Raw genomic sequence first — 20355 nt, 5'->3', positions numbered from 1 at the left:
TTATGTATAGGAATTCTTTGAAAAGAACATTCTTGTTTTTATATGTGTTGTCAATCGCCTTTTATCTTCCTACTCCGCTCTATGCCCAGCCGGATGAGCCTGAAGAAGAACTGAAGGTACTGCAGATGTTTTACAAGGAAAAAGACCTCGTGGAAACTGCAACCCGTTATCCCAAGCCGATTGCCCAGGTGGCGGAGAACATCACCGTCGTCACCGCCGCAGAGATCGAGGCGATCAATGCCCATACCCTGACCGACATCCTCAACTATATCCCCGGCGTGCAGGTGGATAGCCGGGGCGGCTCCGGCAGCATAGCAAATATCTTCGTTCAGGGTTCCGAATTCCGCCATGTGCTGGTGATGATCGACGGCGTGACATTGAACAACCTGTCCGACAATGCTGCCGATTTCGGCTCACTACCTGTCCAGGAGATCGAAAAGGTCGAGATCATCAAGGGGCCGGCGTCATCCTCCTGGGGGTCGTCGCTCGGCGGCGTCATCAACGTCATCACCAAGTCGCCGGATGAGATGCGCGTCTTCGGCGGCACGGCCTCCGCCTCCATTGGCGACAGAAATACCGGCGACTACCGGGGTGAGGCCTCCGGCAAGTCCGGCGATTTGGGCTATTACCTCTCCACCGGCAAGCTCCTTTCCGACGGCCTCACCCCAAGCACCTCCTTCGACGGGAACAACGTCTACACCAAACTACGCTGGGAGCCGACCGACAAGACCGGCCTTCTCTTCACTCTGGGATACATCTACGGCACACGTGGAGCAGGTGAGTCGCAGGTGTACGACTTTTCTATCCGAAATGACTTCGAGCATCTCTTTACCACCCTGGCTTTGGACCACGCCCTGTCCGACAACCTGGATCTGCATCTCTCCGCCAGGGGGCTGAAGCAGCACGACGATTTTTTCCGGAGCCGGTTCAGTACCGGTGCCCCGGTGACGAAAATGAGCGGGGACGAGGCGACCATCGGCGGGAGCGCCAAACTTGTCTGGCGGCAGGGGATGCACAACCTTCTGGTCGGCGCCGATTACGACAACCGGGAACTTGATAGTACCAACAGGGACCTGCAATCCGACACCATGAGCAATGGTAAACAACGCCTTGAAAAGTGGGCGCTGTTTACCAACGACACCATCGCCATCGACAAATTTTCCTTCACCCCCGGCATCCGTTATGACCAGACGAGCACCAACGGCAATTTCTTCAGCCCAAGTTTTGGCGTGACCTATACTCCGGCGGAAAGCACCATTCTGCGGGCCTCCGTTGCCCGGGGGTTCAGCATTCCTCCCCTTTTCGCCACCTTCGGCACCGGTCTCTTCTCCCTGCCGAACCCCGGCCTGAAGATGGAGAAAGTCTGGTCGTACCAAGTCGGCTTGGAATCGGCCCCCGTCAGATACCTCTGGCTTAAGACCACCCTGTTCCGCCATGACGTAACGGACGTGCTCGCTTTCGAAACAACAGGCAATGATTCGATCAGGATAATCAACAACGGAAGGCAACGTAAACAGGGGGGGGAGGTGGAATTGAAGAGCCTTCCCTTGTACAATATGTCCCTTCTGGCGGGGTTTGCCTTTGTCGATTTGAGAGATCGGGACACCGGTGAAAGGGTGACGGGCGCTGGCCGTATAACTTACGATATCGGCCTTCAGTACGACGACCAGCGGTCCTTCTCGGGAAACCTGAGGGGGCATTACATCGGATGGGATGCCGACACGGCGCACAATGCCTTCATCTGGGACCTTTACCTGGCGAAAAAAATATTTACCGGGGATGGTCGGACGGTCGAGACGTTTTTCAGCGCCCGCAACCTCTTCAACAGCTCCCAGTTCTACTTTTCGGAGTTCAGGACCCCGGGCAGGTGGTTCGAGGGTGGGGTCAGGTTCAGGTTCTAGCCGTCGTGGGCGGCTTTTAGTCCATGTTTTTATGCCCTCATTTGCGGGGGCAATTATAACCAACCAAGGAGGCTGACATGAAAGTGAAGGGTAAAAAGGTTGCAGTAGGGCAGGAGTTCATCGTGATCCTCGACGCCGGCATGGCGCCAACAGGCCCGGTAATATGCTGCACGGGATTTTATGCCATCTACAGGTAAATCCTTCTAACAGCTTCTAACCAAAAAGGGGAGAACTTCTCCCCTTTTTCCATTCCATTATGCGACTTTCTCGATACATCAAAATCTATCCTTACGCGGAAAAGCCAGGTTACTCCCTCCTTTATTCCACCAGACGTGCGTCCGTCATACTGCTCAACGAAGCTACGTTAAAGGCGGCAAGAGAAGGCACGCTCTCTCAGGCCAACCAGGAGACCTTGCACCGCCTTGGCTTCCTGGTCCCCGACGATCATGACGAGCGGCAGGAAATGCTCACGCTTTTCGACCGGACAAACCGCGCCGGCAGGGAGTTCAACGCCATGCTGGTCCTGAACATGGACTGCAACCTGGACTGCACTTACTGCTATGAAGGTGGTTTGAAGGGGAAACGCTACATGACGCTGGAGACGGCGGACCTCTTCATCGATTTTGTCGAAAAGAATCATCTCGCCGCAGGCAAGTCCGTTGACCTTGATTTTTACGGCGGGGAGCCGCTCCTGAGCGTTGACCTGATCAGGTACGTATCCGGGAGATTGAAGCCTCTCGTGGAAAAGAGGGGAGGGGAGTACACCTTCAACCTGGTCACGAATGGGACCCTTTTGACCGCGGAACTGGCCAGGGAGCTTGTGCCACTTGGGCTGCGCAAGGCAAAGGTGACCATTGACGGGCCGCGGGAGATCCATGATGCGTTCAGGCCTTTCGTATCGGGTGCCGGCTCTTTCGACTCAATCGTCAGGAACGTCAAGGCCACCTGTGAGTTAGTCGGGATCCAGTTTACCGGAAATTACACCCGCGATAATTACCGGGAGTTTCCCCGCCTCCTCGACCATATCCTGGCAGAGGGGATCACACCGGACAAGCTGGCGATGGTCATGTTCGCCCCCGTGACTAGTACCATGGCCGAGTACGGCCTCCCTGAATTCAGGGAAGGGTGCGATTCCACCGAAGAACCATGGCTCATCGAGGCGAGTCTGTTCCTCCGTCAAGAGATTCTGAAGCGCGGCTTCAACACCCCCAAGATAAGGTCCTCCTCCTGCATGGTGGAAGCTCCCGATAACATCATCGTCGGTTTTGACGGGACCATCTACAAATGCCCTGCCTTCATCGGCAGGAAGGAATTTGCCGTCGGTGATCTGCGCACAGGTATTCAGGATTACCGTGATTCGCACAAGCTCGACCTGTGGAAAAACGATGCATGCCTCGACTGCGCCTACCTCCCCATATGCTTTGGCGGGTGCAGATTCCTCAAGCTGCTGCGGGACGGCAGGATCGACGGGGTGGATTGCAGGAAGGATTATCTCGATGCGGCCCTGGAGACATATATTTTGCAGGATATAAAACTCAGGCCGGTGTCAGAAAAACATTGAACAGGTCGGATTTAAGGTTGAATAAGGAGTGAAAAAAGAGGATGGCCCATATCGGCCACCCTCTTTTTTTTATATCACGTTTGTTGCTCAACCCGTCTCAGGGCCGGCCTACCAGTAAAACATCGTGCCTATCGCAACGCTGTTGGAATGCTGCGTGGCGCGGTCATGCCAGGTGTTCTGGGCATAGGCGTACTCAACGATGAATTGTGTGAACTTGTTGAAGTTGTAAGTGACCATGCCCACTGCCGCTTCCTGTTTCTTCATGGGGGAGAAGGAACCGCCTACGCCGCGCTTGGTCTTGTCGTCATCGCTTTCTACCTGGCGGTTTTGCCCGTAGTTGGCTCCGATCTTGATATCGGGGGTCAGCTTGTAGGTCGCCTGGACCAGGAAGCCGAAATGGGTCCGCTCCTTGCCGGCGGCATCCGTCGATGAGGAACCGAACGCATCGCCGTCCTGCGCACTGATCATGCCGAGCCCCTCGCCGGCGTAACCGGACGCCATAAGATCGACGCCGCTGAAGCCGGCTTCGATGCCGGCCGCACCGCCGATGGATTGGTTCTGCTCACCCGGACGTGCTACGCCAGCCGCTTTACTGCGGGTTGCAGTCTCGAAGAGGCCGGACGCCCAAGCCTGCAGCGTAGTGCCGCCGTTCAGGACCGTGGCGTAGGAGATCTCGGTTTCGAGGCGCGGGGTGTTGGTCTTGGCGGTATCGGAACTGATCTTGTAAGGCTCGTTGACACTGAAGGCCACCTTGACGCCGTTAAGATCGGGAGTGGTGTAACGGATCTGGGGGCCGAAGTTGGTGTAGAGGTAGCCGTAGCCGATATGGCCCAGGGTCGTGGAGGTGCCGGGTGCCGGAACAACGCCTGCCGTAAGGAGCGTCATGTCGGTCAGGATGTTTTTCGCCTGGTAAAGGTTCAGGGCACGGCCGGCAAGCAATTCGCCGTATGTCCCCTTTGCGGTGTAGTAGAATTCCCGGAAATCGATGTTGGGATTGACTTCAAATCTGGTGTCCTGGTTCTTATTCTGAATACTCGGATAGATACCGACCCGTACGTTCGAGTCGACCCCATTGACGGTGGGGGCCTTGATGTTGAATGCGATTAACGACGGCAGAAGCCCTACCTTCACCCCGAAATTCTGGAACTGATCAGTGGAACCACTGAGAAAAGAGGTGAATCTCTTAGAGCCGTCTGCGCCTGCAGGCGCTGGACTGGTAGACTGATAGACGGAGAAAACGTCGACGATACCGTCTGTGCTGAGCTGCCAGCCGTTTTCTCCACCGATGACGAACGCTGCCTCGGCCGGTGTTATTGTGGTTGCTGTCAGCAGCATGGCCGCTGCCAGCATGGAAATTAATCTGTTACGCATGATGTTCCTCCATTATTAATTGAAATTTCATTTTTAGCCAGCAGTGTCCGATCAGGTTTTTGCTTCCGTCCCGAAGGGACAGAATGCCTGTAGCCGGGGAATTCATTCCCGGTCAGCGGGACAAATCTCATCACGTCACGTACGTGACGTGGGGAAATTGCGACATCTAATCCGGGGGATGAATCCCCCGGCTACAGGCGGACGCCCTTAAAGTCAGACGCAACTTACTAACTGATTTTTAGCCGGGTTAATGGGGATGTTGCTCCCCGTTAACTTATGAAAAAGGGCCAGTTCCCGCAGGGGGAAAGGCCCATAAAAGCCGATGGTTCTTGATTCAGGATAAATATGCAAATCTATGCTGCGCTGACCAATTCTACCGGCACATCATAGCTTATCTCGTGGATTTCCATGTCCAGCAGGTCGATGCTGAGCTTCCGGTTGCGCAACAGTTCACCCTTGCCCAGTATGATCTTGCAGACTTCGGCCACTTCCAGGCTTGCCACTACAGCCGGGGTAAATGCCGGGTTCCCTAACTGCTTCTCAATCCCTTTTCCTTCAACCCAGTTGCGATAGATGCTCTGCACCGTGGTGTCGCCGGGTAACTGGGTGGCCACATGACCGTACCAGCCGCCGATCGCCCCGTGAACCATGGGGATTTCCAGTTCCGTGCAGGTTTCAGCCAGTTCAAGACGGTAGGCGATGCTGTCCAGGGCATCGACCGCTACGGTCACCCCCTTCAGGAGTTCCGGGCCGTTGGCCGTGCAGAAAGCGTCCTTGATCGGGGTTACCGTCACCGCCGGATTGACCTCGTTGACCCGTGCCAGTGCTGCTTCCACCTTGGCTTTCCCCAGGGCGCCGGGGGAGGAGAGCAGTTGCCGGTTCAGGTTGTGTTCTTCGAATATGTCCGGATCGATGGCTACGATTCCGCCAATGCCGAGCCGGGCCAGTTCCTCGATGATATAGCCGCCAAGACCGCCGCAACCGATCACGGCGACCTTGCTTCGGTACAACTTCAACTGTTCCGTGACGGATATCATGTTCCGGTTGCGCTGGTACCTGGCAGGGAACATGCCGTTTTCCAGGGCCAGCTCTTCGACGGTTGCGTAGCTCAAGCCGAACAGTTCGGCAGCTTCTTTTTGCGCTGCCCAGGAAAGAAGGCCGTCCGACAGCCGTTCCTGAAGAAAATACAGTATGTTGTTCATATCAACCTCCGCCGACCAGGGGAAAGAGGGCCAGGGTGTCACCGTCTTGCAGCAGATGATCAAGGGTGGCGTGACGGCTGTTGACCAGGATGATGCCTATCTCTTCTTCGGTCAGGCCCAGTTCCAGGACGATCTTTCGGCAGTCGGTCCCGTCCGGGTGCTCCTGTTGAGCGACCTTGAATCTTCCGTTTCTGAATGTGGCGAATAGCTTGACGGTGATATGCATGGTTGCGTCCCATCATGGTTAAAAACAGCCGATGTGGCAGACGCCACACCGGCTGTTTTGGCATTTACTAGAAATTCCAGAACTCGTCGATCTCTGCATCGGTGAAATCCCATACTGCATTGTGGGGCGCCACCGGTTCGGTCTTGAAGAATTCCGGGAGACGGTCGTGCTTGTTGGTGAAACCCGCCTCGATATTGAACTGATGCTCCACCTTCAGGATATGCTTGCCCAGGTTGGTGACGTCGTCACCGGTCAGGTTGATGCCGAAACGGGCGTTGATCATGTCGATCAGGGCCGGCAGGCACTCGGGGATGTCCAGGGCAGGGAAGGCGATGAAGATGCACATGCCGGTGGAATCTACGGCAGCGGTGGCAATCTGCAGATTGCGGGAAAGCTCGACCTGGCCGTCTTTCTTCAGCGGATCCACATATCCGCCGACGTTGAGGATGTTGGTGGCTATGGTATAGCCGGAGGTGTGGTCGGCGCCCATGGTGCTGGTGGCGTAGGTGATGCCGATCCCTTTGACCGAGCGGGGATCATAGGCCGGAATGCCTTGGTTTTTCACCACCGGGACTCTGGTGACGCCGTAGGCCTTGCCTACCGAACCGGCGCCGCCGCCGAGGATGCGGCCGAGCGGGGTTCCCTTGCCGATTTCCTCGGTAAGGAGGCGGAGCATTTCCTTGCTGTCCCCGAATGGGAGGATGCCGGCTTCCATGGCCACGCCGAACATGACGGCGGTTTCGATGGAGTCGATGCCGATGTCGTCCATGAGGTTGTCGGCGCGGGCGATATCGTCCAGGTTGTCGATGCAGCAGTCGGCCCCCAGTCCCCAGATGGTTTCGTACTCAAAGCCGGAGGTTACGTATTTGCCGTCCTTGTCGTTGTATACCTGGGAGCACTGGATGATACAACCGGCGTGGCAGCCATGCTTCGGCTTGCCGCCGCGGGCGACGATGGTATCGTGCATGGTCTCGCCGGAGATCTTGTCATGGGCTTCGAACTGGCCTACGGTGAAGTTGCGGGTCGGCAGACCGCCCGCCTCGTTGAGGATGTTGACCAGCACGTTGGTGCCGTATGTGGGGAGACCTTCGCCGCTGACCGGGTGGTCGAGCAGGGCCTTGGCGAACGTTCTTGCCGCCACCTTGAATTTTTCCGGATCGGCAATCTTGATTCCGGGAGCGCCGGCGTCGTCGATGGAGATGTACTTGATTTTCTTGGAGCCCATGACTGCGCCGAGACCGCCACGGCCGTGGCTGCGGATCTTGCTGTCCGGGTCCTTGACGGAGATGTTGGCGGCGGTCATCTTCAACTCACCGGCAGGGCCGATGGTCAGGACGCCGGTTTTCTTCCCCAGGCGGGCCTCAAGGTCCTCTATTACCGCGAAATTACCCTTGCCGAGCAGTTCCGTTTCTTCCTGGATGGTCACGCCGTCCTTGTTCACATGGAGGTTGTACCATTTGTCCGCTTTTGGGAGCCCTTCGATGATCAGTGCCTTGATGCCGAGACGGGCCAGCATCTGTGCTGCGGTGCCGCCGGCGTTGCTTTCCTTGATGCCACCGGTGAGCGGGCTCTTGGCCCCGGCGGAGAGACGGCCGGAGTTGGCAGCGGCGGTGCCGGTAAGGAGTCCCGGAGCAAATACCAGCTTGTTGTTGGGTCCGAGGGGGTGACAGTCGGCCGGCACTTCTGCGGCGACGATGGTGGAGGTCAGACCGCGGCCGCCGAGACCGGCCCATTCGGTGGGCACTGTCTCAAGCTTGGTGGTCAGGTCGGTCATGTTTACGCGTAAAATTTTGTCCATTGTTCATTGCTCCCTTTCATGTTTTAAAATCCGCTGAGCGGATAGGTCTCCTTTCCGAAAGGGAGGCTCCGCTGTTTCCAGCGAAACCCGTTGGCCGGGCGCCATGAGGTTTATCCTTTTAGGCTGAAAGGCTCGGAGATGATGTGTTTGTTGCGAGCTGAAGGCACATAACCCCTCCCGGCCTCTTTAGGCCCTTTGGGTCCCCTTAGCTTAAGGGGAGGGGGATTTGATACCCCCTCTTAAGTTAAGAGGGGGCTGGGGGAGTTATGTTTTTTGTTTGTTACATTGCTGCCTTGAAGATGTCGATGACCTGCTCCAGGGTAGCTTTGCGTGGGTTGGTCAGCTGGCAAGCGTCTTTCTTGGCATTTTCAGCCATGACCTTCAGGTCTTCTTCTTTAACATTCAGCGACTTGAGGCCGGCGGGGATGCCGATGGAAGCAGAAAGCCTGCGGATTGCGGCTATCGCCTTATCAGCGGCTTCTACAACTGAAAGGCCGGTGATGTTCTCACCCAGGGCAGCAGCGATATCGGCAAAACGCTTCGGACAGGCGATAATGTTGAACTGGCTGACGGCCGGGAGAAGAATGGCGTTGCAGACGCCGTGCGGGAGGTTGTAGAAGCCGCCCAGCTGATGAGCCATGGAGTGTACATAACCAAGGCTGGCGTTGTTGAATGCCATGCCGGCCAGATACTCTGCATAGGCCATTGCGTCGCGGGCTTCCAGGTTTTCGCCGTTGGCTACTGCTGTGCTCAGGTTCTGAGCGATGAGTTCGATTGCCTTGATTGCGCAGGCGTCGGTGATCGGGGTGGCGATGGTTGAAACATAAGCCTCGACCGCGTGGGTCAGGGCGTCCATACCGGTGGCTGCTGTCAGTGCGGAAGGTTTACCGACCATCAGGAGCGGATCGTTGATGGCGATGTTTGGTGTGACGCGCCAGTCGACGATGGCCATTTTTACATGGGTGTCGGTGTTGGTGATGATGCAGAAACGGGTCATTTCGGAAGCGGTGCCGGCGGTGGTGTTGATGGCGAGGAAGGGGGGCATCGGCTTTGCAGACTTGTTGACGCCTTCGAAGTCGCGGATGTGGCCGCCGTTGCCGATGACGAGGCCTACGCCCTTGCCGCAGTCATGGGAGCTGCCGCCGCCGAGGGAGACGATGCCGTCGCACTTGTTGTCCTGATAGACCTTTACGCCGTCATGGACGTTTTTGTCGGTCGGGTTGGGTTCTGCGCCGTCGAAGATGACGGCCTTGAGGCCGGCCTCTTCCAGCTGGGCCTTGATCTTGTCGGCAACACCCATCTTGGAAAGCCCTGCATCGGTGACGATCAGCAGGTTGGTGGCGCCGAGCGCCTTGGCCTGCGCCCCTGTTTCCTTCGAGCAGCCGATCCCCATCAATGAAACTGTTGGGATGTAAAATCCGTACGTCTGTTCTCCTAATGCCATTGTTACTTCCTCCTGTCTTTTTTTGTGTTGCCGCCTTGTTTACCTGTATGCGTTGGTCGATATCGCATACGGTTTTGTAGAACGGTTTTCTAACTTATCGCAAAGCCTGTACCAATAATCTCATTAGTCATGTTGTTTTGAATGTTTCTGCAAATAACCCGCAAAAACAGAGAGTTGCATTTGCGTTGCCTATCAACGCTAAATGTGGATTGGTTGATGGTGTTCCAAAAGAGAACGTTTATAGCGTTCCATTGCGGGGCAAGCGTAGTATTTTGGAACGGCTCCATTGCTTTTCCATATCGGTTTGATCCTGCCATTTTCATTTTTCACCCAAATACTAGAAAAGCGTCTCATTCCGCTGTAGTCAAAGCAATAGGCAGCCATGCCGGTGATAGTGACGCCCTTTGTAAAGCGTCTGCAGAGAAATTGGTATCGAAATTGCCTTACGTTCCTAATGAAGAGTTTTCCCCCTTCGATTTTTGAACTGATTAGCATCGCACCCCGCCAACAGCAATTTCTTGGAAAGTCCCCCTTTAAGAAAGGGGGATTTAGGGGGATTTGCCTTTGACGGTGCAAACCAAATCCCCCCTGACCCCCCTTTCTCAAAGGGGGGGATCTCTCAGCGGAAGATTGGTGCTAATCGGGATTTTCAAAGATATTTCCTGCTGGGCGATGATTGACTTGGAACTGGATTGATATGGAACTGATTGATTCATATGGCCGGCGCATAAATTACCTCAGGTTATCCGTTACGGATCGATGCAATCTGCGCTGCAGTTACTGCATGCCGGCCGAGGGAATCCCCAAGCTACAGCATGGAGAGATGCTGAGTTATGAGGATTTATATCGCGTGGCCTGCGAATCTGTTGCCCTGGGGATTGAAAAGATCCGGGTTACCGGCGGAGAACCGCTCGTCAGGAAGGGACTGGTCCAATTCATAGGGCGACTGGCGGATATACCCGGCCTCAAGGAGCTGGTTCTTACCACAAATGGTTTGCTTCTCGGCGAGTTGGCCATTCCCTTGCGACAGGCGGGGGCGCAGCGTCTGAACATCAGCCTAGATTCGTTGAAGCCCGAGACTTTTGCCCGGATTACCCGAGGCGGGGATCTCCGCAAGGTTGTGGACGGCATTGCCGCTGCGGAGGAGGCCGGTTTTCCTCCGGTGAAGATCAACATGGTCGTCATGAAGGGGATCAACGACGACGAGCTGCTGGACTTCGCTGCACTGACTATCCATAAGCCGTACACGGTCCGCTTCATTGAATACATGCCGACCCTCAGGGATAAGGGGTGGAACTCCCAATGCATGGCCGGGAGTGAGATCCTTGAGCGCATCGGCCGGCATTATCCGTTATTGCCGCTGGTCGGTAATGAAATGGCGGGTCCGTCCAGAAACTTCAAAATCAGAGGCTCGGCAGGGGCCATCGGTATCATCACGCCGATATCCGGTCACTTCTGCGATAGCTGTAACCGCATCAGGGTAACCGCATCAGGTCTGTTGCGGGGATGCCTGTTTGCCGATAATGGGGTTGATCTCAAGCCTCTTCTGCATGGAGCCGACAATGGGCCTTTGCGGGAAACACTGCGGCGGATCGTCACGGGAAAGCCGGGCCGTCACCATCTGGCGGAAGATGAAACGGCGCATGGCTCGGTGGCCATGTCGCAAATCGGTGGGTGAACGTTGAGAACCGGTTCGAGGTTCGATGTTCGACGTTACAACATCGAACTTCGAACATCGAACATCAAACTTAAAACCTATGGAGGCAAATCTATGACCCCGAAGGTTGTGGCAGTCAGTATCAGCGAGAAAAAAGGGGAGCGCAAGACGCCCGTGGCGGAGGTTCTGCTCAGGGAGAACCATGGCATAGTCGGCGACGGCCATGCCGGGGAGTGGCACCGCCAGATCAGCCTCTTGGCCATGGAAAGCATAGGCAAGATGCAGAAGATGGGGCTAGATGTGGGAGCAGGGGACTTTGCCGAGAACATCACCACGCAGGGGATCGAACTGCCGGCCCTGCCGATCGGTTCCAGACTCGCCATCGGGGAGGTGCTTCTTGAAATATCCCAGATCGGCAAGGAATGTCATACCCGTTGCGCCATCTATTACCAGGCTGGAGACTGCGTCATGCCGAAAGAGGGAATCTTTGCCAAGGTTGTCAGGGGCGGTGTTGTCAGGCCCCAGGATGAGATCAGGGTGCTGTGAACGTACTTTATGTGTCCTACAGATTAAGTTAATGAGAGGAGAACTGAAGATGACGAGAAAATACAAAAATCCCAAAAAACCCAACATTGTCTCTTTGAGAATCAGCGATGATGAGATGGAGATCGTCCAGAAGGCAATGGATTTGACGAACAGCAAGGCATCGGATCTCATGCGCGATGCTTTCGCGCTGATCAAGGCACGATGGGAACTGGCCATGAGTGCGGAAACACCACTGGAAAACTGATAACAAGTCAAGGTCGGCAAAATATTCCATAACGAGGATTTTCCATGTTCGTAGTTGCGTGTATCAAGCAAGTGCCCGACACGACCCAGGTCCAGATAGACCCGGTCACCAATACCCTGGTGCGGGAGGGGATTCCGTTCATCGTCAACCCCTACGACACCCATGCCCTGGAAGAGAGTCTGCGGATGAAGGAGAAATACGGATTCCGGGCCGCGGCCCTTTCCATGGGCCCTCCCAATGCGGAAGCGGCTCTGAAGAAGGCGCTCGCCCTCGGCGTAGACGATGCCGTTCTCCTTTCCGACCGGGTCTTCGGCGGGGCCGACACCCTTTCCACCAGCAATGTTCTTGCGGCTGCCATCAGGAAGCTTGCCGAAGAGGATGAGGTGGGACTCGTCTTCTGCGGCAAGCAGACCATCGACGGCGATACCGCCCAGGTGGGACCCGGCATCGCGGTGCGGCTTGGATTTTCCCAGCTGACGCTGGTCGACCGGATCGAGCATCTGGACTTCATGGAAAAAAAAATCCGGGTGCGGCGCAAACTGGAAGGGCGGTACGAGATCGTCGAGGCGCGCCTGCCGGCGATGATCACCGTGGTGCGGGAGCTCAACCGGCCGCGCTACCCGACGGTCCCCATGCGGTTGAAATCGGCAAATGCCCAGGTCAGGGTCTGGGACAACGGTCAGCTTAAACTGGATGTGAACAGTATCGGCCTGAAAGGTTCCCCCACCTGGGTGAGCAGGATCTTTTCGCCGGAACGGAGCAAGGGAGAGGTCATCGGCGACGGCATGAACGATCCGGTGGGCACCGCCCGTTTGTTGGTGGAGCAACTGCTGGCCAAGGACATGCTTGCGGTGTAATTGCAACTGTAGGGGCGGGTTTTCCCCGCCCGGGGCGGGAGAACAGGGCGGGAGGACCCCGCCCCTACGAGAGATATAAATGACCGAACAGAAAAAGATAAAAAAAACCCGCGGCAAGGTCCGCCTCATTGAAGGGAAGTGCATTGCCTGCGGCGCCCGCTGCCAGAGCAGCTGCCCGGTCGACGGGATCGAGATGAATGCCCAGGGGGAGCCGGAGATAGAGCTTTCCAAGTGCATCGGCTGCGTCAAGTGCGTCAAGGCCTGTCCCGGCAAAGCCCTGGAAATCTTTTACACACCCGAGGAGCTGGAGATCCTGGCTGCATTGGCCGCGCAGGGAAACCTTCCCGATGAAGAGGTGGATGAAGGGGAGAAGCAGCGCCGTGAACTCCTTGCCTCTTACCGGGGTGTCTGGGTGTTCATCGAGCAGACAGAAGGGGAGGCCGCCCGGGTTTCCTGGGAGCTTTTGGGGAAAGGTGCCGAACTGGCAGAGAATCTCGGTGTGGAACTCTGTGCCGTTGTTCTGGGGCACCAGGTGGAACATCTCTGCGCAGAGGCCTTCAGCTACGGCGCAACTAAGGCTTATCTCCTGGATCAGCCGGTGTTCCGCTATTACCGGACCGACCCTTATCTGGATGCCCTCTGTTACCTCATCGACAGATACAAGCCGGAGGTGGTCCTCATGGGAGCGACCGGTCTCGGCCGCGACCTGGCAGGCGCAGTAGCCACCCGGGTCAAGACCGGTCTCACAGCAGACTGCACCGGGCTCGATATCGACGACAAGCGGAACCTGATGCAGACCCGCCCCGCTTTCGGCGGCAACATCATGGCCACCATCATGTGCGACAAGTTCCGGCCGCAGATGTCCACGGTACGCCCTCATGTCATGCCCATGCCTGAGAAGACCGAGGGGCGGAGCGGCGAAATCATCAGGAAGTCCTTTGCCATCAATGAGGCCGATATCTTCACCAAGGTATTGGAAGTCATCAGCGACAAGAAGGGGAAGGATCACGTGGACATCGCCGGCGCCGAGTTTATCGTCTCCGGCGGTCGCGGCATGATGGCGAAAGAGAACTTCGCCATGCTCAAGGAACTGGCCGATGAGCTGGGCGGCGTGGTCGGCGCATCCCGAAGCGCGGTGGATGCGGGGTGGATGCCGCAGGAGCGGCAGGTGGGGCAGACCGGCAAGACTGTGCGACCGAAGATCTATATTGCCTGCGGCATTTCCGGCGCCATCCAGCACCTGGTGGGGATGCAGGATTCCGACATGGTCATCGCCATCAACCGGGACCGGGAGGCGCCCATCTTCGAGGTGGCGTCCTACGGCATCGTCGGCGACCTGTTCCAGGTGGTGCCTGCCATCACCGAGCGGCTCAGGGAGCTGAAACAGGTAAATTGCAATCATTAAAACGCGTATTTACAACATGGATCGTAACTACTCCCCCTCTTAGGTAAGAGGGGGCTGGGGGGAGTTATTTCTCCAAGCCTAACCCCTCCCGACCTCCCCTTAATCTAAGGGGAGGAGAAAAGAACTTTTCAATCTGTCGCCGTGTTGGTGATACATAACGAGGTTTTCATGCAACCAAATCCAGCCATCTTCACTCCCATTCTGGCAGCATCACTGCTTATTTTCGCCTGGAGCTGCTACCGGCGCTTCAGCCTGGTCAGCCTCGGCGCCGGGGAGGACCGCTTCGACAACGTCGGCGCGCGCCTCTGGAACACGCTACAGTTCGCCTTCGGCCAGAAAAGGGTGGTGAGCCGCCCTTTCGGTTTCAATCATTTTGTCATCTTCTGGTCCTTTATGGTGCTGGCGCTCGCCAATGGCGAGTTTTTCCTGCGCGGAGTCTTTCCCGCAGCAAGCCTCGGCCTGCTGCCTTCTGTCGTTTATCATCCGCTTCTGGTTATCTTTGATCTGGTATCTATTGCGGCTTTGACCGCGGTCTGCATCGCACTGGTCAGAAGGGTTGTAAATCCGCCCTATGACGGGGCGCGCACCGGCGAGGCATTCGCCATCCTCGGCATGATCGGTCTGCTCATGCTCGCCTTTTTCGGCATGCATGCCGCAGAGATTGCCATGGGGAAGGAACCCGCAGCCGCCTGGATGCCCATATCCTCCGCTATTGCCGAGTTTTTTCCTCGCTCCTCGTTCCTCGATCCTTTGGCCAATATTTGTTGGTGGCTGCACGCCGCCGTTCTGCTTGTTTTCATGAATTACCTCCCCTACAGCAAGCATATGCACATCCTTACCGCCATCCCCAACTGTTTTTTCAAGAGCCTGGAGAAGCCCAACACCCAGCCACGCGAAGAGTTCACAGAAGGAAATTCCTACGGCGTCGGCAGTGTCGACAGCTTCAACTGGAAGGATCTCTTCGATTCCTTTTCCTGTACCGAATGCGGCCGCTGCCAGCAGGCGTGCCCTGCCGCCGTTACCGGCAAGCCTCTCAATCCGCGACAGGTGATCCATGACATCAAGGAAAACCTGCTGGCCAACGGCCCGCTCCTGCAGAGGAAGGGGGCACCGGTCCTGCCGCTGATCGGCGAAGGTGATGGGAGTGTTGCCAGGGAATCAATCTGGTCCTGCACCACCTGCGGCTCCTGCCTCTCCGCCTGTCCGGTCTTTATCGAGCAGATGCCGAAGCTGGTCAAGATGCGCAGGCACCTGGTGCAGATGGATGCCGATTTCCCGGAAGAGCTGTTGAACCTCTTCGAGAACATGGAGCAGCGCAGCAACCCCTGGGGGATCGCCCCGGCCGAGCGGACCAAATGGTCTGCCCAGTTGGAGGTGAAGCCCTTCGAGGCGGGCAAGACGGAGTACCTGTTCTTCGTCGGCTGCGCCGGGGCCTTCGATTCCAGGAGCAAGCAGGTGACGCTGGCCATGGCGCAGATCCTCGATGCCGCCGGTGTCTCCTGGGGGATTCTGGGCCGCGAGGAGAAGTGCTGCGGCGACAGTCTGCGGCGTCTCGGCAACGAGTTCGTCTTCGACCGGATGACGAACGAGAATGTGGCCCTGTTCCGGGAGAAGGGGATCACAAAGGTCATCACCCAGTGTCCCCACTGCTTCACCACGCTGAAGAACGACTACCGGCAGTACGGGCTGGAGCTGGAGGTCATTCCCCATGCGGAACTTCTCGACCAGCTAATGCGCGAGGGGAGGCTGAAGCTGAACCGGCAGGTTAAGGATCTGGGCAATATCGTTTTCCATGACTCGTGTTACCTGGGGCGTCACAACGACATCTACGAAGCGCCGCGCTCGGTCATTGCCCAAGCCACCGGCAGCGCTCCCATTGAGCTGGAGCGGAACCGGCAAAATTCCTTCTGCTGCGGCGCAGGTGGCGGAAGGATGTGGATGGAGGAGCACCTGGGGGAGAGGATCAACCTGAACCGGGTCACTGAGGCGCTCGGCAAGAACCCCGACACCATCTGCGTCACCTGTCCATACTGCATGACCATGATCGAGGACGGCCTGAAAGACCGTCAGTCGGGCAAGACCCGGGTCAAGGATATCGCCGAGGTGGTGGCCGAGGGAATGCGATAAATTCAGGTTCGAGGATAAAGGATCGAGGATAAAGGTTTTCCTCGTTCCTCGCTCCTTTATCCTCGATCCTTTATCCTTTATCCTGTATTCAAGGAAACGCATATGTCCATCCAATCTTCAGCAGCTTTGCAATGGGATTCCCCCCCTGTTCCGGCACTTCGGGAGTATCCCTCCAGACTTTTCGTCGAAACGACCAGCCGCTGCAATCTCAGCTGCGTGATGTGCATGAAGCAGAATCCCGATCACACCGCCTGTGACGGCGATCTGGACCTGCAAACATTTACGGCGCTGGAACCGGCATTTCACAACCTGGAAGCGTTGGTACTCAACGGGGTAGGGGAGCCGTTACTTAACCCCAATCTGGAACAGTTCATAACCAGGGCAAAAAAGCTGATGCCGACAGACAGCTGGGTAGGCTTCCAGACCAACGGCCTCCTCCTCACCAACATGCGGGCCGTTACCCTGCTGGATGCGGGACTCGACAGGATCTGCCTGTCCATGGATGGTGTCGATGCCACAACCTTCGGCGCAATCCGCGCGGGAAGCCAATTGCTCGATCTGGAATGGGCCTTGAAAGCACTTGCCTCCGCCAAGGGGGTCTGTTCCCGGCCGGATCTGCAGATCGGTGTCGAATACGTCGTCATGCGCGACAACCTGGAGCAGCTTCCTGCTGCATTGGAGTGGGCCGCAGAACGGGGGGCAGACTTTGCCATTGTCTCCCACCTCCACCCGTTCGATGAACCCCATCTCAATCAGTGTGCCTATGACATCTGCACCGACGAAGCGTTACTACTGTTTCAGACCTGGAAATCCAAGGCCGACATCGTCGGAGTGGATATCCTCCGCTATTTCGAAATTCTCTGGAAATACAGCAAGAGCCCTGATGAACAGAGGATAGTCGATTTCGTCGAAGCCATTAAGTCGGATGCGCAGGATCGGGGCATCGCCCTTGATCTGAAAAGACTCTTTAACATGGATTATACGCGTCTTGAAGAGACTCTGGCGGTGTTTGACCGGGCAACGGAGATTGCCGGGAGAACGGGGCTGGATCTGAGGCTTCCCGAAATAGTCCGGCGAGAAAGACGGGGCTGCAATTTTGTCGAACAGGGGGGCGCATTCATCTCCTGGGATGGCCGGATGCATCCCTGCTATCATCTCTGGCACCAGTGCCGCTCCTTTGCCAACGGCTGGCTGCATCCCGTGCAGTCCAGGATATTCGGCAGCGTGGCGGAAAGCGGCGTTCTCGAAATCTGGAACAGCAAGGAGTTCCGCACCTACCGGGAAAACGTCCAGCGGCACGATTATCCGGTCTGTTCCAGCTGTAACTGCTCTCCCTGCGACCTGGTCCAGAAGGATACGTTTGCCCAGGATTGCTATGCCAATGCGGAACCGTGCGGTAGTTGTCTATGGAGCTCAGGGGTATTCCGCTGCCTGGATTAGAAACGACGCCATATTTGAGCGCTAACCGCGTTGGCTTGTCGAAAGCTCCTCGACATAGAGAGACTATGTCTCCGTCGCATTCTCCGCGCCGCCTTGTTATCATCTCAAATCTGGCGTCGTTGATGTGGCAATAAAAATCAAAAAAGGTGGTTTAAGACATGTTCGAAGTAATCAGTAACGACATCCTGGCGCCGAACCTTCACCGTATGGTGATACGGGCGCCGCGCATTGCTCCGGTTCGCCGACCGGGGCAGTTCGTCATCGTCCGTGTTGGGCGGGGCGATGAACGGATACCCCTCACCATTGGCGATGCGGACCCGGCGGTCGGGACCATCACCCTCTTTATCCAGGCGATCGGCGCTTCGACGCGGAAGATCGTTGCCATCCCGGCCGGCGGCTCCATTCTGGACGTGGCCGGTCCCCTCGGCAAGCCGACCCATCTTGCCAACTGGAAAAGGGTCGCCTGCATCGGCGGCGGCGTCGGCACCGCGGTCCTCTTCCCGCTCGTCAAGGCCCTGGCCGCGACCGAGAGCCAGATAACCACCATCATCGGCGGCCGTTCCAGCCAGTACGTGATCCTGGCCGATGAACTGGCGGCACTTTCCGAAACGCTTCTCATCACCACCGAGGACGGGAGCCTGGGGCGCAAGGGGTTTGTTACCGCAGAGCTGTCCGAGCTGATCGCCGATCCCCTCCGCACGCCGGATGCGGTCTTCGCCATCGGCCCGGTGCCCATGATGCGGGCCATTGCCGAGCTCACCCGGCCCCACGGCATCGAGACCATCGTCAGCCTCAACCCGATCATGATCGACGGCACCGGCATGTGCGGCGGCTGTCGGGTCGTGGTCGACGGGGAATCCAAATTCGCCTGCGTCGACGGGCCTGAGTTCGACGGCCACCTGGTCGATTTTGCCGGCCTCTCCGATCGTCTCACCACCTATCGCGACCAAGAGGCGGCCCTTTGCCATGCTGCGAACGAATGCAAACTAACAACGGGGGTGGCCCATGTGTAACAACCTTACAGCCAAAGAACGGCTTGCCATCGATCGGGTCCATATGCCCGAGCTTGACGCGGAACTGCGCAGCAGGAATTTTGAAGAGGTCAATCAGGGGCTTGCCCGGGAAGAGGCGGTCAGGGAGGCACAACGCTGCATCCAGTGCAAGACCCGCCCGTGTGTCGAGGGATGTCCGGTGGGGGTCTCCATCCCCGAGTTCATCGACGCCCTGGCTGCTGAAAAGCTCCCCAAAGCTGCCCGGATTCTCCAGGGCGACAATGCTTTGCCGGCTGTCTGCGGCCGGGTCTGCCCCCAGGAGAGCCAGTGCGAAGCCCGATGTGTGCGCGGAGTGAAGGGTGAGGCGGTTGCCATCGGCTACCTGGAGCGGTTTGTGGCTGACTGGGCCATGACCAATGCCGATAAGCTTCGCAGCGAGCCACTCCCGACCGGCACAGGCAAAAAGGTTGCGGTTGTCGGTTGCGGTCCTGCCGGGCTCACCGCTGCCGGAGAGCTGGCCAGAAAAGGGCATACTGTCACCATTTTCGAGGCGTTGCACGACACCGGCGGGGTTCTCCGGTACGGCATTCCCGAGTTCCGTCTGCCGAAGGAGATCATCGACGTGGAGGTGGACCGGCTCCTTGCCCTTGGTGTGGAGATTGAGTGCAACGTCATCATCGGCAAGACCATGACACTGGATCAGCTCCGCGAGCAGTTCGATGCGGTCTTCATCGCCAATGGAGCAGGGCTGCCGGTGATGCTCAATATGCCTGGGGAAAACCTGAAGGGTGTCTACTCGGCCAACGAGTTCCTGACAAGGGTCAACCTGATGGAGGCGGGGTGCAACCCCAACTCCCCGACTCCGATCATCAAGGGGAACTCCGTAGCGGTCATCGGCGGCGGCAATACCGCCATGGACTGCGTTCGTACAGCCAGAAGGCTTGGCGCGGAACGGGCGATGATCATCTACAGGCGAAGCGAAGCGGAAATGCCGGCCAGGATCGAGGAGATCAGGCATGCCAAGGAAGAGGGTGTGGAGTTTGTCATGCTGACAGCGCCTCTGGAGATCATCGGCGATGACAAGGGGTGGACGGCCGCGCTCAGCTGCGAAAAAATGGAACTGGGGCAGTCGGACGAGTCGGGACGACGCAAGCCGGTTCCCGTTGCCAATTCCAGATATGAAGTGCCGGTCGATGTGGTGGTGAACGCCATCGGCACCAGGTCCAATCCGCTCCTGACCGCCACTGCGCCTGATCTGGCCCTGAACAAGTGGGGGAACATCGTCAGCGACGAGCAGGGCGCCACCAGCATTCCCGGTGTTTTCGCCGGCGGAGACATCGTCCGCGGCGGAGCTACGGTCATCCTCGCCATGGGGGACGGCAAGCAGGCCGCCGCAGCCATCCACGGCTTCTTGAGCGGCGCTGCCTGATAGGTAAAATTGTCATTTATTGCAGGATTTAATGTGCAGGGGGAAGAAGAAAATGGTTAACCGACAATCATTCAACCTGGTAAAGGAGTTGCCGATGAATTCCCCCCGTACATTTCCTGATGCGGCTTTTTGCAGTATTCGCCATGTCCATGGGC

16 protein-coding genes and 1 riboswitch are annotated in these 20355 nt (G+C 57.2%); of the genes, 11 read left to right on the top strand and 5 right to left on the bottom strand.

Annotated features, from left to right (window positions below):
- Window positions 1-17 precede the first annotated feature (17 nt).
- Together GURA_RS12340 and gptM are read left to right on the top strand one after the other, a co-directional pair.
- Window positions 18-1901, top strand: coding sequence for a TonB-dependent receptor plug domain-containing protein (locus GURA_RS12340; RefSeq protein ID WP_198134469.1), 1884 nt, complete (start codon window positions 18-20; stop codon window positions 1899-1901).
- 256 nt (window positions 1902-2157) lie between these two features.
- The gene (gene gptM, locus GURA_RS12335) at window positions 2158-3462 is read left to right on the top strand and encodes a geopeptide radical SAM maturase (protein WP_011939294.1); all 1305 of its coding nucleotides are present in this window, start codon (window positions 2158-2160) and stop codon (window positions 3460-3462) included.
- A 108-nt stretch (window positions 3463-3570) separates the two neighbouring features.
- Here the strand turns inward: gptM and GURA_RS12330 are convergent, their stop codons facing one another.
- From GURA_RS12330 to mdh, 5 genes are all read right to left on the bottom strand, one after another.
- Complete coding sequence (locus GURA_RS12330; protein ID WP_011939293.1) at window positions 3571-4833, bottom strand: porin family protein; 1263 nt, start codon at window positions 4831-4833, stop codon at window positions 3571-3573.
- 353 nt (window positions 4834-5186) lie between these two features.
- The gene (locus tag GURA_RS12325) at window positions 5187-6035 is read right to left on the bottom strand and encodes a HesA/MoeB/ThiF family protein (RefSeq protein ID WP_011939292.1); all 849 of its coding nucleotides are present in this window, start codon (window positions 6033-6035) and stop codon (window positions 5187-5189) included.
- 1 nt (window position 6036) lies between these two features.
- Entirely contained in the window at window positions 6037-6261 is a 225-nt protein-coding gene (locus GURA_RS12320) for a MoaD/ThiS family protein (protein WP_011939291.1), read from the bottom strand.
- A 67-nt stretch (window positions 6262-6328) separates the two neighbouring features.
- The gene (locus GURA_RS12315; RefSeq protein WP_011939290.1) at window positions 6329-8059 is read right to left on the bottom strand and encodes an aldehyde ferredoxin oxidoreductase family protein; all 1731 of its coding nucleotides are present in this window, start codon (window positions 8057-8059) and stop codon (window positions 6329-6331) included.
- Window positions 8060-8090: 31 nt separating this feature from the next.
- Window positions 8091-8209, bottom strand: a riboswitch (molybdenum cofactor riboswitch).
- 130 nt (window positions 8210-8339) lie between these two features.
- Window positions 8340-9503, bottom strand: a complete 1164-nt coding sequence (gene mdh, locus GURA_RS12310) for an iron-dependent methanol dehydrogenase (RefSeq protein ID WP_011939289.1) — start codon at window positions 9501-9503, stop codon at window positions 8340-8342.
- Window positions 9504-10200: 697 nt separating this feature from the next.
- On the opposite strand from mdh, the gene moaA reads away from it, so the two are divergent.
- The 9 genes from moaA (at window position 10201) to gltA (ending at window position 20200) form a co-directional block, all read left to right on the top strand.
- Entirely contained in the window at window positions 10201-11181 is a 981-nt protein-coding gene (gene moaA / locus GURA_RS12300; RefSeq protein ID WP_011939288.1) for a GTP 3',8-cyclase MoaA, read from the top strand.
- A 93-nt stretch (window positions 11182-11274) separates the two neighbouring features.
- A complete protein-coding gene (locus GURA_RS12295; protein ID WP_011939287.1) occupies window positions 11275-11706 on the top strand; it encodes an MOSC domain-containing protein in 432 nt (143 codons plus the stop codon).
- Window positions 11707-11755: 49 nt separating this feature from the next.
- Complete coding sequence (locus GURA_RS12290; RefSeq protein WP_011939286.1) at window positions 11756-11950, top strand: hypothetical protein; 195 nt, start codon at window positions 11756-11758, stop codon at window positions 11948-11950.
- A 44-nt stretch (window positions 11951-11994) separates the two neighbouring features.
- Window positions 11995-12807: an electron transfer flavoprotein subunit beta/FixA family protein gene (locus GURA_RS12285; protein WP_011939285.1), complete on the top strand. Its 813-nt coding sequence runs from the start codon at window positions 11995-11997 to the stop codon at window positions 12805-12807.
- Window positions 12808-12886: 79 nt separating this feature from the next.
- A complete protein-coding gene (locus GURA_RS12280; RefSeq protein WP_011939284.1) occupies window positions 12887-14212 on the top strand; it encodes an electron transfer flavoprotein subunit alpha in 1326 nt (441 codons plus the stop codon).
- Window positions 14213-14380: 168 nt separating this feature from the next.
- Window positions 14381-16339 (top strand): (Fe-S)-binding protein, encoded by a 1959-nt coding sequence (locus tag GURA_RS12275; RefSeq protein ID WP_011939283.1) that lies wholly within the window; start codon window positions 14381-14383, stop codon window positions 16337-16339.
- A 102-nt stretch (window positions 16340-16441) separates the two neighbouring features.
- Window positions 16442-17779 carry a radical SAM/SPASM domain-containing protein gene (locus tag GURA_RS12270; RefSeq protein ID WP_011939282.1) on the top strand — a complete coding sequence of 446 codons (1338 nt, stop codon included), beginning with the start codon at window positions 16442-16444 and terminating at the stop codon, window positions 17777-17779.
- A gap of 158 nt (window positions 17780-17937) precedes the next feature.
- Window positions 17938-18792 (top strand): sulfide/dihydroorotate dehydrogenase-like FAD/NAD-binding protein, encoded by an 855-nt coding sequence (locus tag GURA_RS12265; RefSeq protein WP_011939281.1) that lies wholly within the window; start codon window positions 17938-17940, stop codon window positions 18790-18792.
- Window positions 18785-20200, top strand: coding sequence for an NADPH-dependent glutamate synthase (gene gltA, locus GURA_RS12260; protein ID WP_011939280.1), 1416 nt, complete (start codon window positions 18785-18787; stop codon window positions 20198-20200). Before GURA_RS12265 ends, gltA begins: the two co-directional genes overlap by 8 nt.
- Window positions 20201-20355 lie beyond the last annotated feature (155 nt).

The organism is Geotalea uraniireducens Rf4 (assembly GCF_000016745.1).
GTDB lineage: Bacteria > Desulfobacterota > Desulfuromonadia > Geobacterales > Geobacteraceae > Geotalea > Geotalea uraniireducens.
Note: the sequence above shows the minus strand (reverse complement) of the source record. Positions and strands in the feature narration are given on the sequence as shown.

What these genes read in the sequence shown, in the direction of transcription:
- gptM (WP_011939294.1), top strand. Translation starts at nt 2,158, where the DNA reads ATGCGACTTTCTCGATACATCAAAATCTATCCTTACGCGGAAAAGCCA.
- GURA_RS12330 (WP_011939293.1), bottom strand. Translation starts at nt 4,833, where the DNA reads ATGCGTAACAGATTAATTTCCATGCTGGCAGCGGCCATGCTGCTGACA.
- GURA_RS12325 (WP_011939292.1), bottom strand. Translation starts at nt 6,035, where the DNA reads ATGAACAACATACTGTATTTTCTTCAGGAACGGCTGTCGGACGGCCTT.
- GURA_RS12320 (WP_011939291.1), bottom strand. Translation starts at nt 6,261, where the DNA reads ATGCATATCACCGTCAAGCTATTCGCCACATTCAGAAACGGAAGATTC.
- GURA_RS12315 (WP_011939290.1), bottom strand. Translation starts at nt 8,059, where the DNA reads ATGGACAAAATTTTACGCGTAAACATGACCGACCTGACCACCAAGCTT.
- mdh (WP_011939289.1), bottom strand. Translation starts at nt 9,503, where the DNA reads ATGGCATTAGGAGAACAGACGTACGGATTTTACATCCCAACAGTTTCA.
- moaA (WP_011939288.1), top strand. Translation starts at nt 10,201, where the DNA reads ATGGAACTGATTGATTCATATGGCCGGCGCATAAATTACCTCAGGTTA.
- GURA_RS12295 (WP_011939287.1), top strand. Translation starts at nt 11,275, where the DNA reads ATGACCCCGAAGGTTGTGGCAGTCAGTATCAGCGAGAAAAAAGGGGAG.
- GURA_RS12290 (WP_011939286.1), top strand. Translation starts at nt 11,756, where the DNA reads ATGACGAGAAAATACAAAAATCCCAAAAAACCCAACATTGTCTCTTTG.
- GURA_RS12285 (WP_011939285.1), top strand. Translation starts at nt 11,995, where the DNA reads ATGTTCGTAGTTGCGTGTATCAAGCAAGTGCCCGACACGACCCAGGTC.
- GURA_RS12280 (WP_011939284.1), top strand. Translation starts at nt 12,887, where the DNA reads ATGACCGAACAGAAAAAGATAAAAAAAACCCGCGGCAAGGTCCGCCTC.
- GURA_RS12275 (WP_011939283.1), top strand. Translation starts at nt 14,381, where the DNA reads ATGCAACCAAATCCAGCCATCTTCACTCCCATTCTGGCAGCATCACTG.
- GURA_RS12270 (WP_011939282.1), top strand. Translation starts at nt 16,442, where the DNA reads ATGTCCATCCAATCTTCAGCAGCTTTGCAATGGGATTCCCCCCCTGTT.
- GURA_RS12265 (WP_011939281.1), top strand. Translation starts at nt 17,938, where the DNA reads ATGTTCGAAGTAATCAGTAACGACATCCTGGCGCCGAACCTTCACCGT.
- gltA (WP_011939280.1), top strand. Translation starts at nt 18,785, where the DNA reads ATGTGTAACAACCTTACAGCCAAAGAACGGCTTGCCATCGATCGGGTC.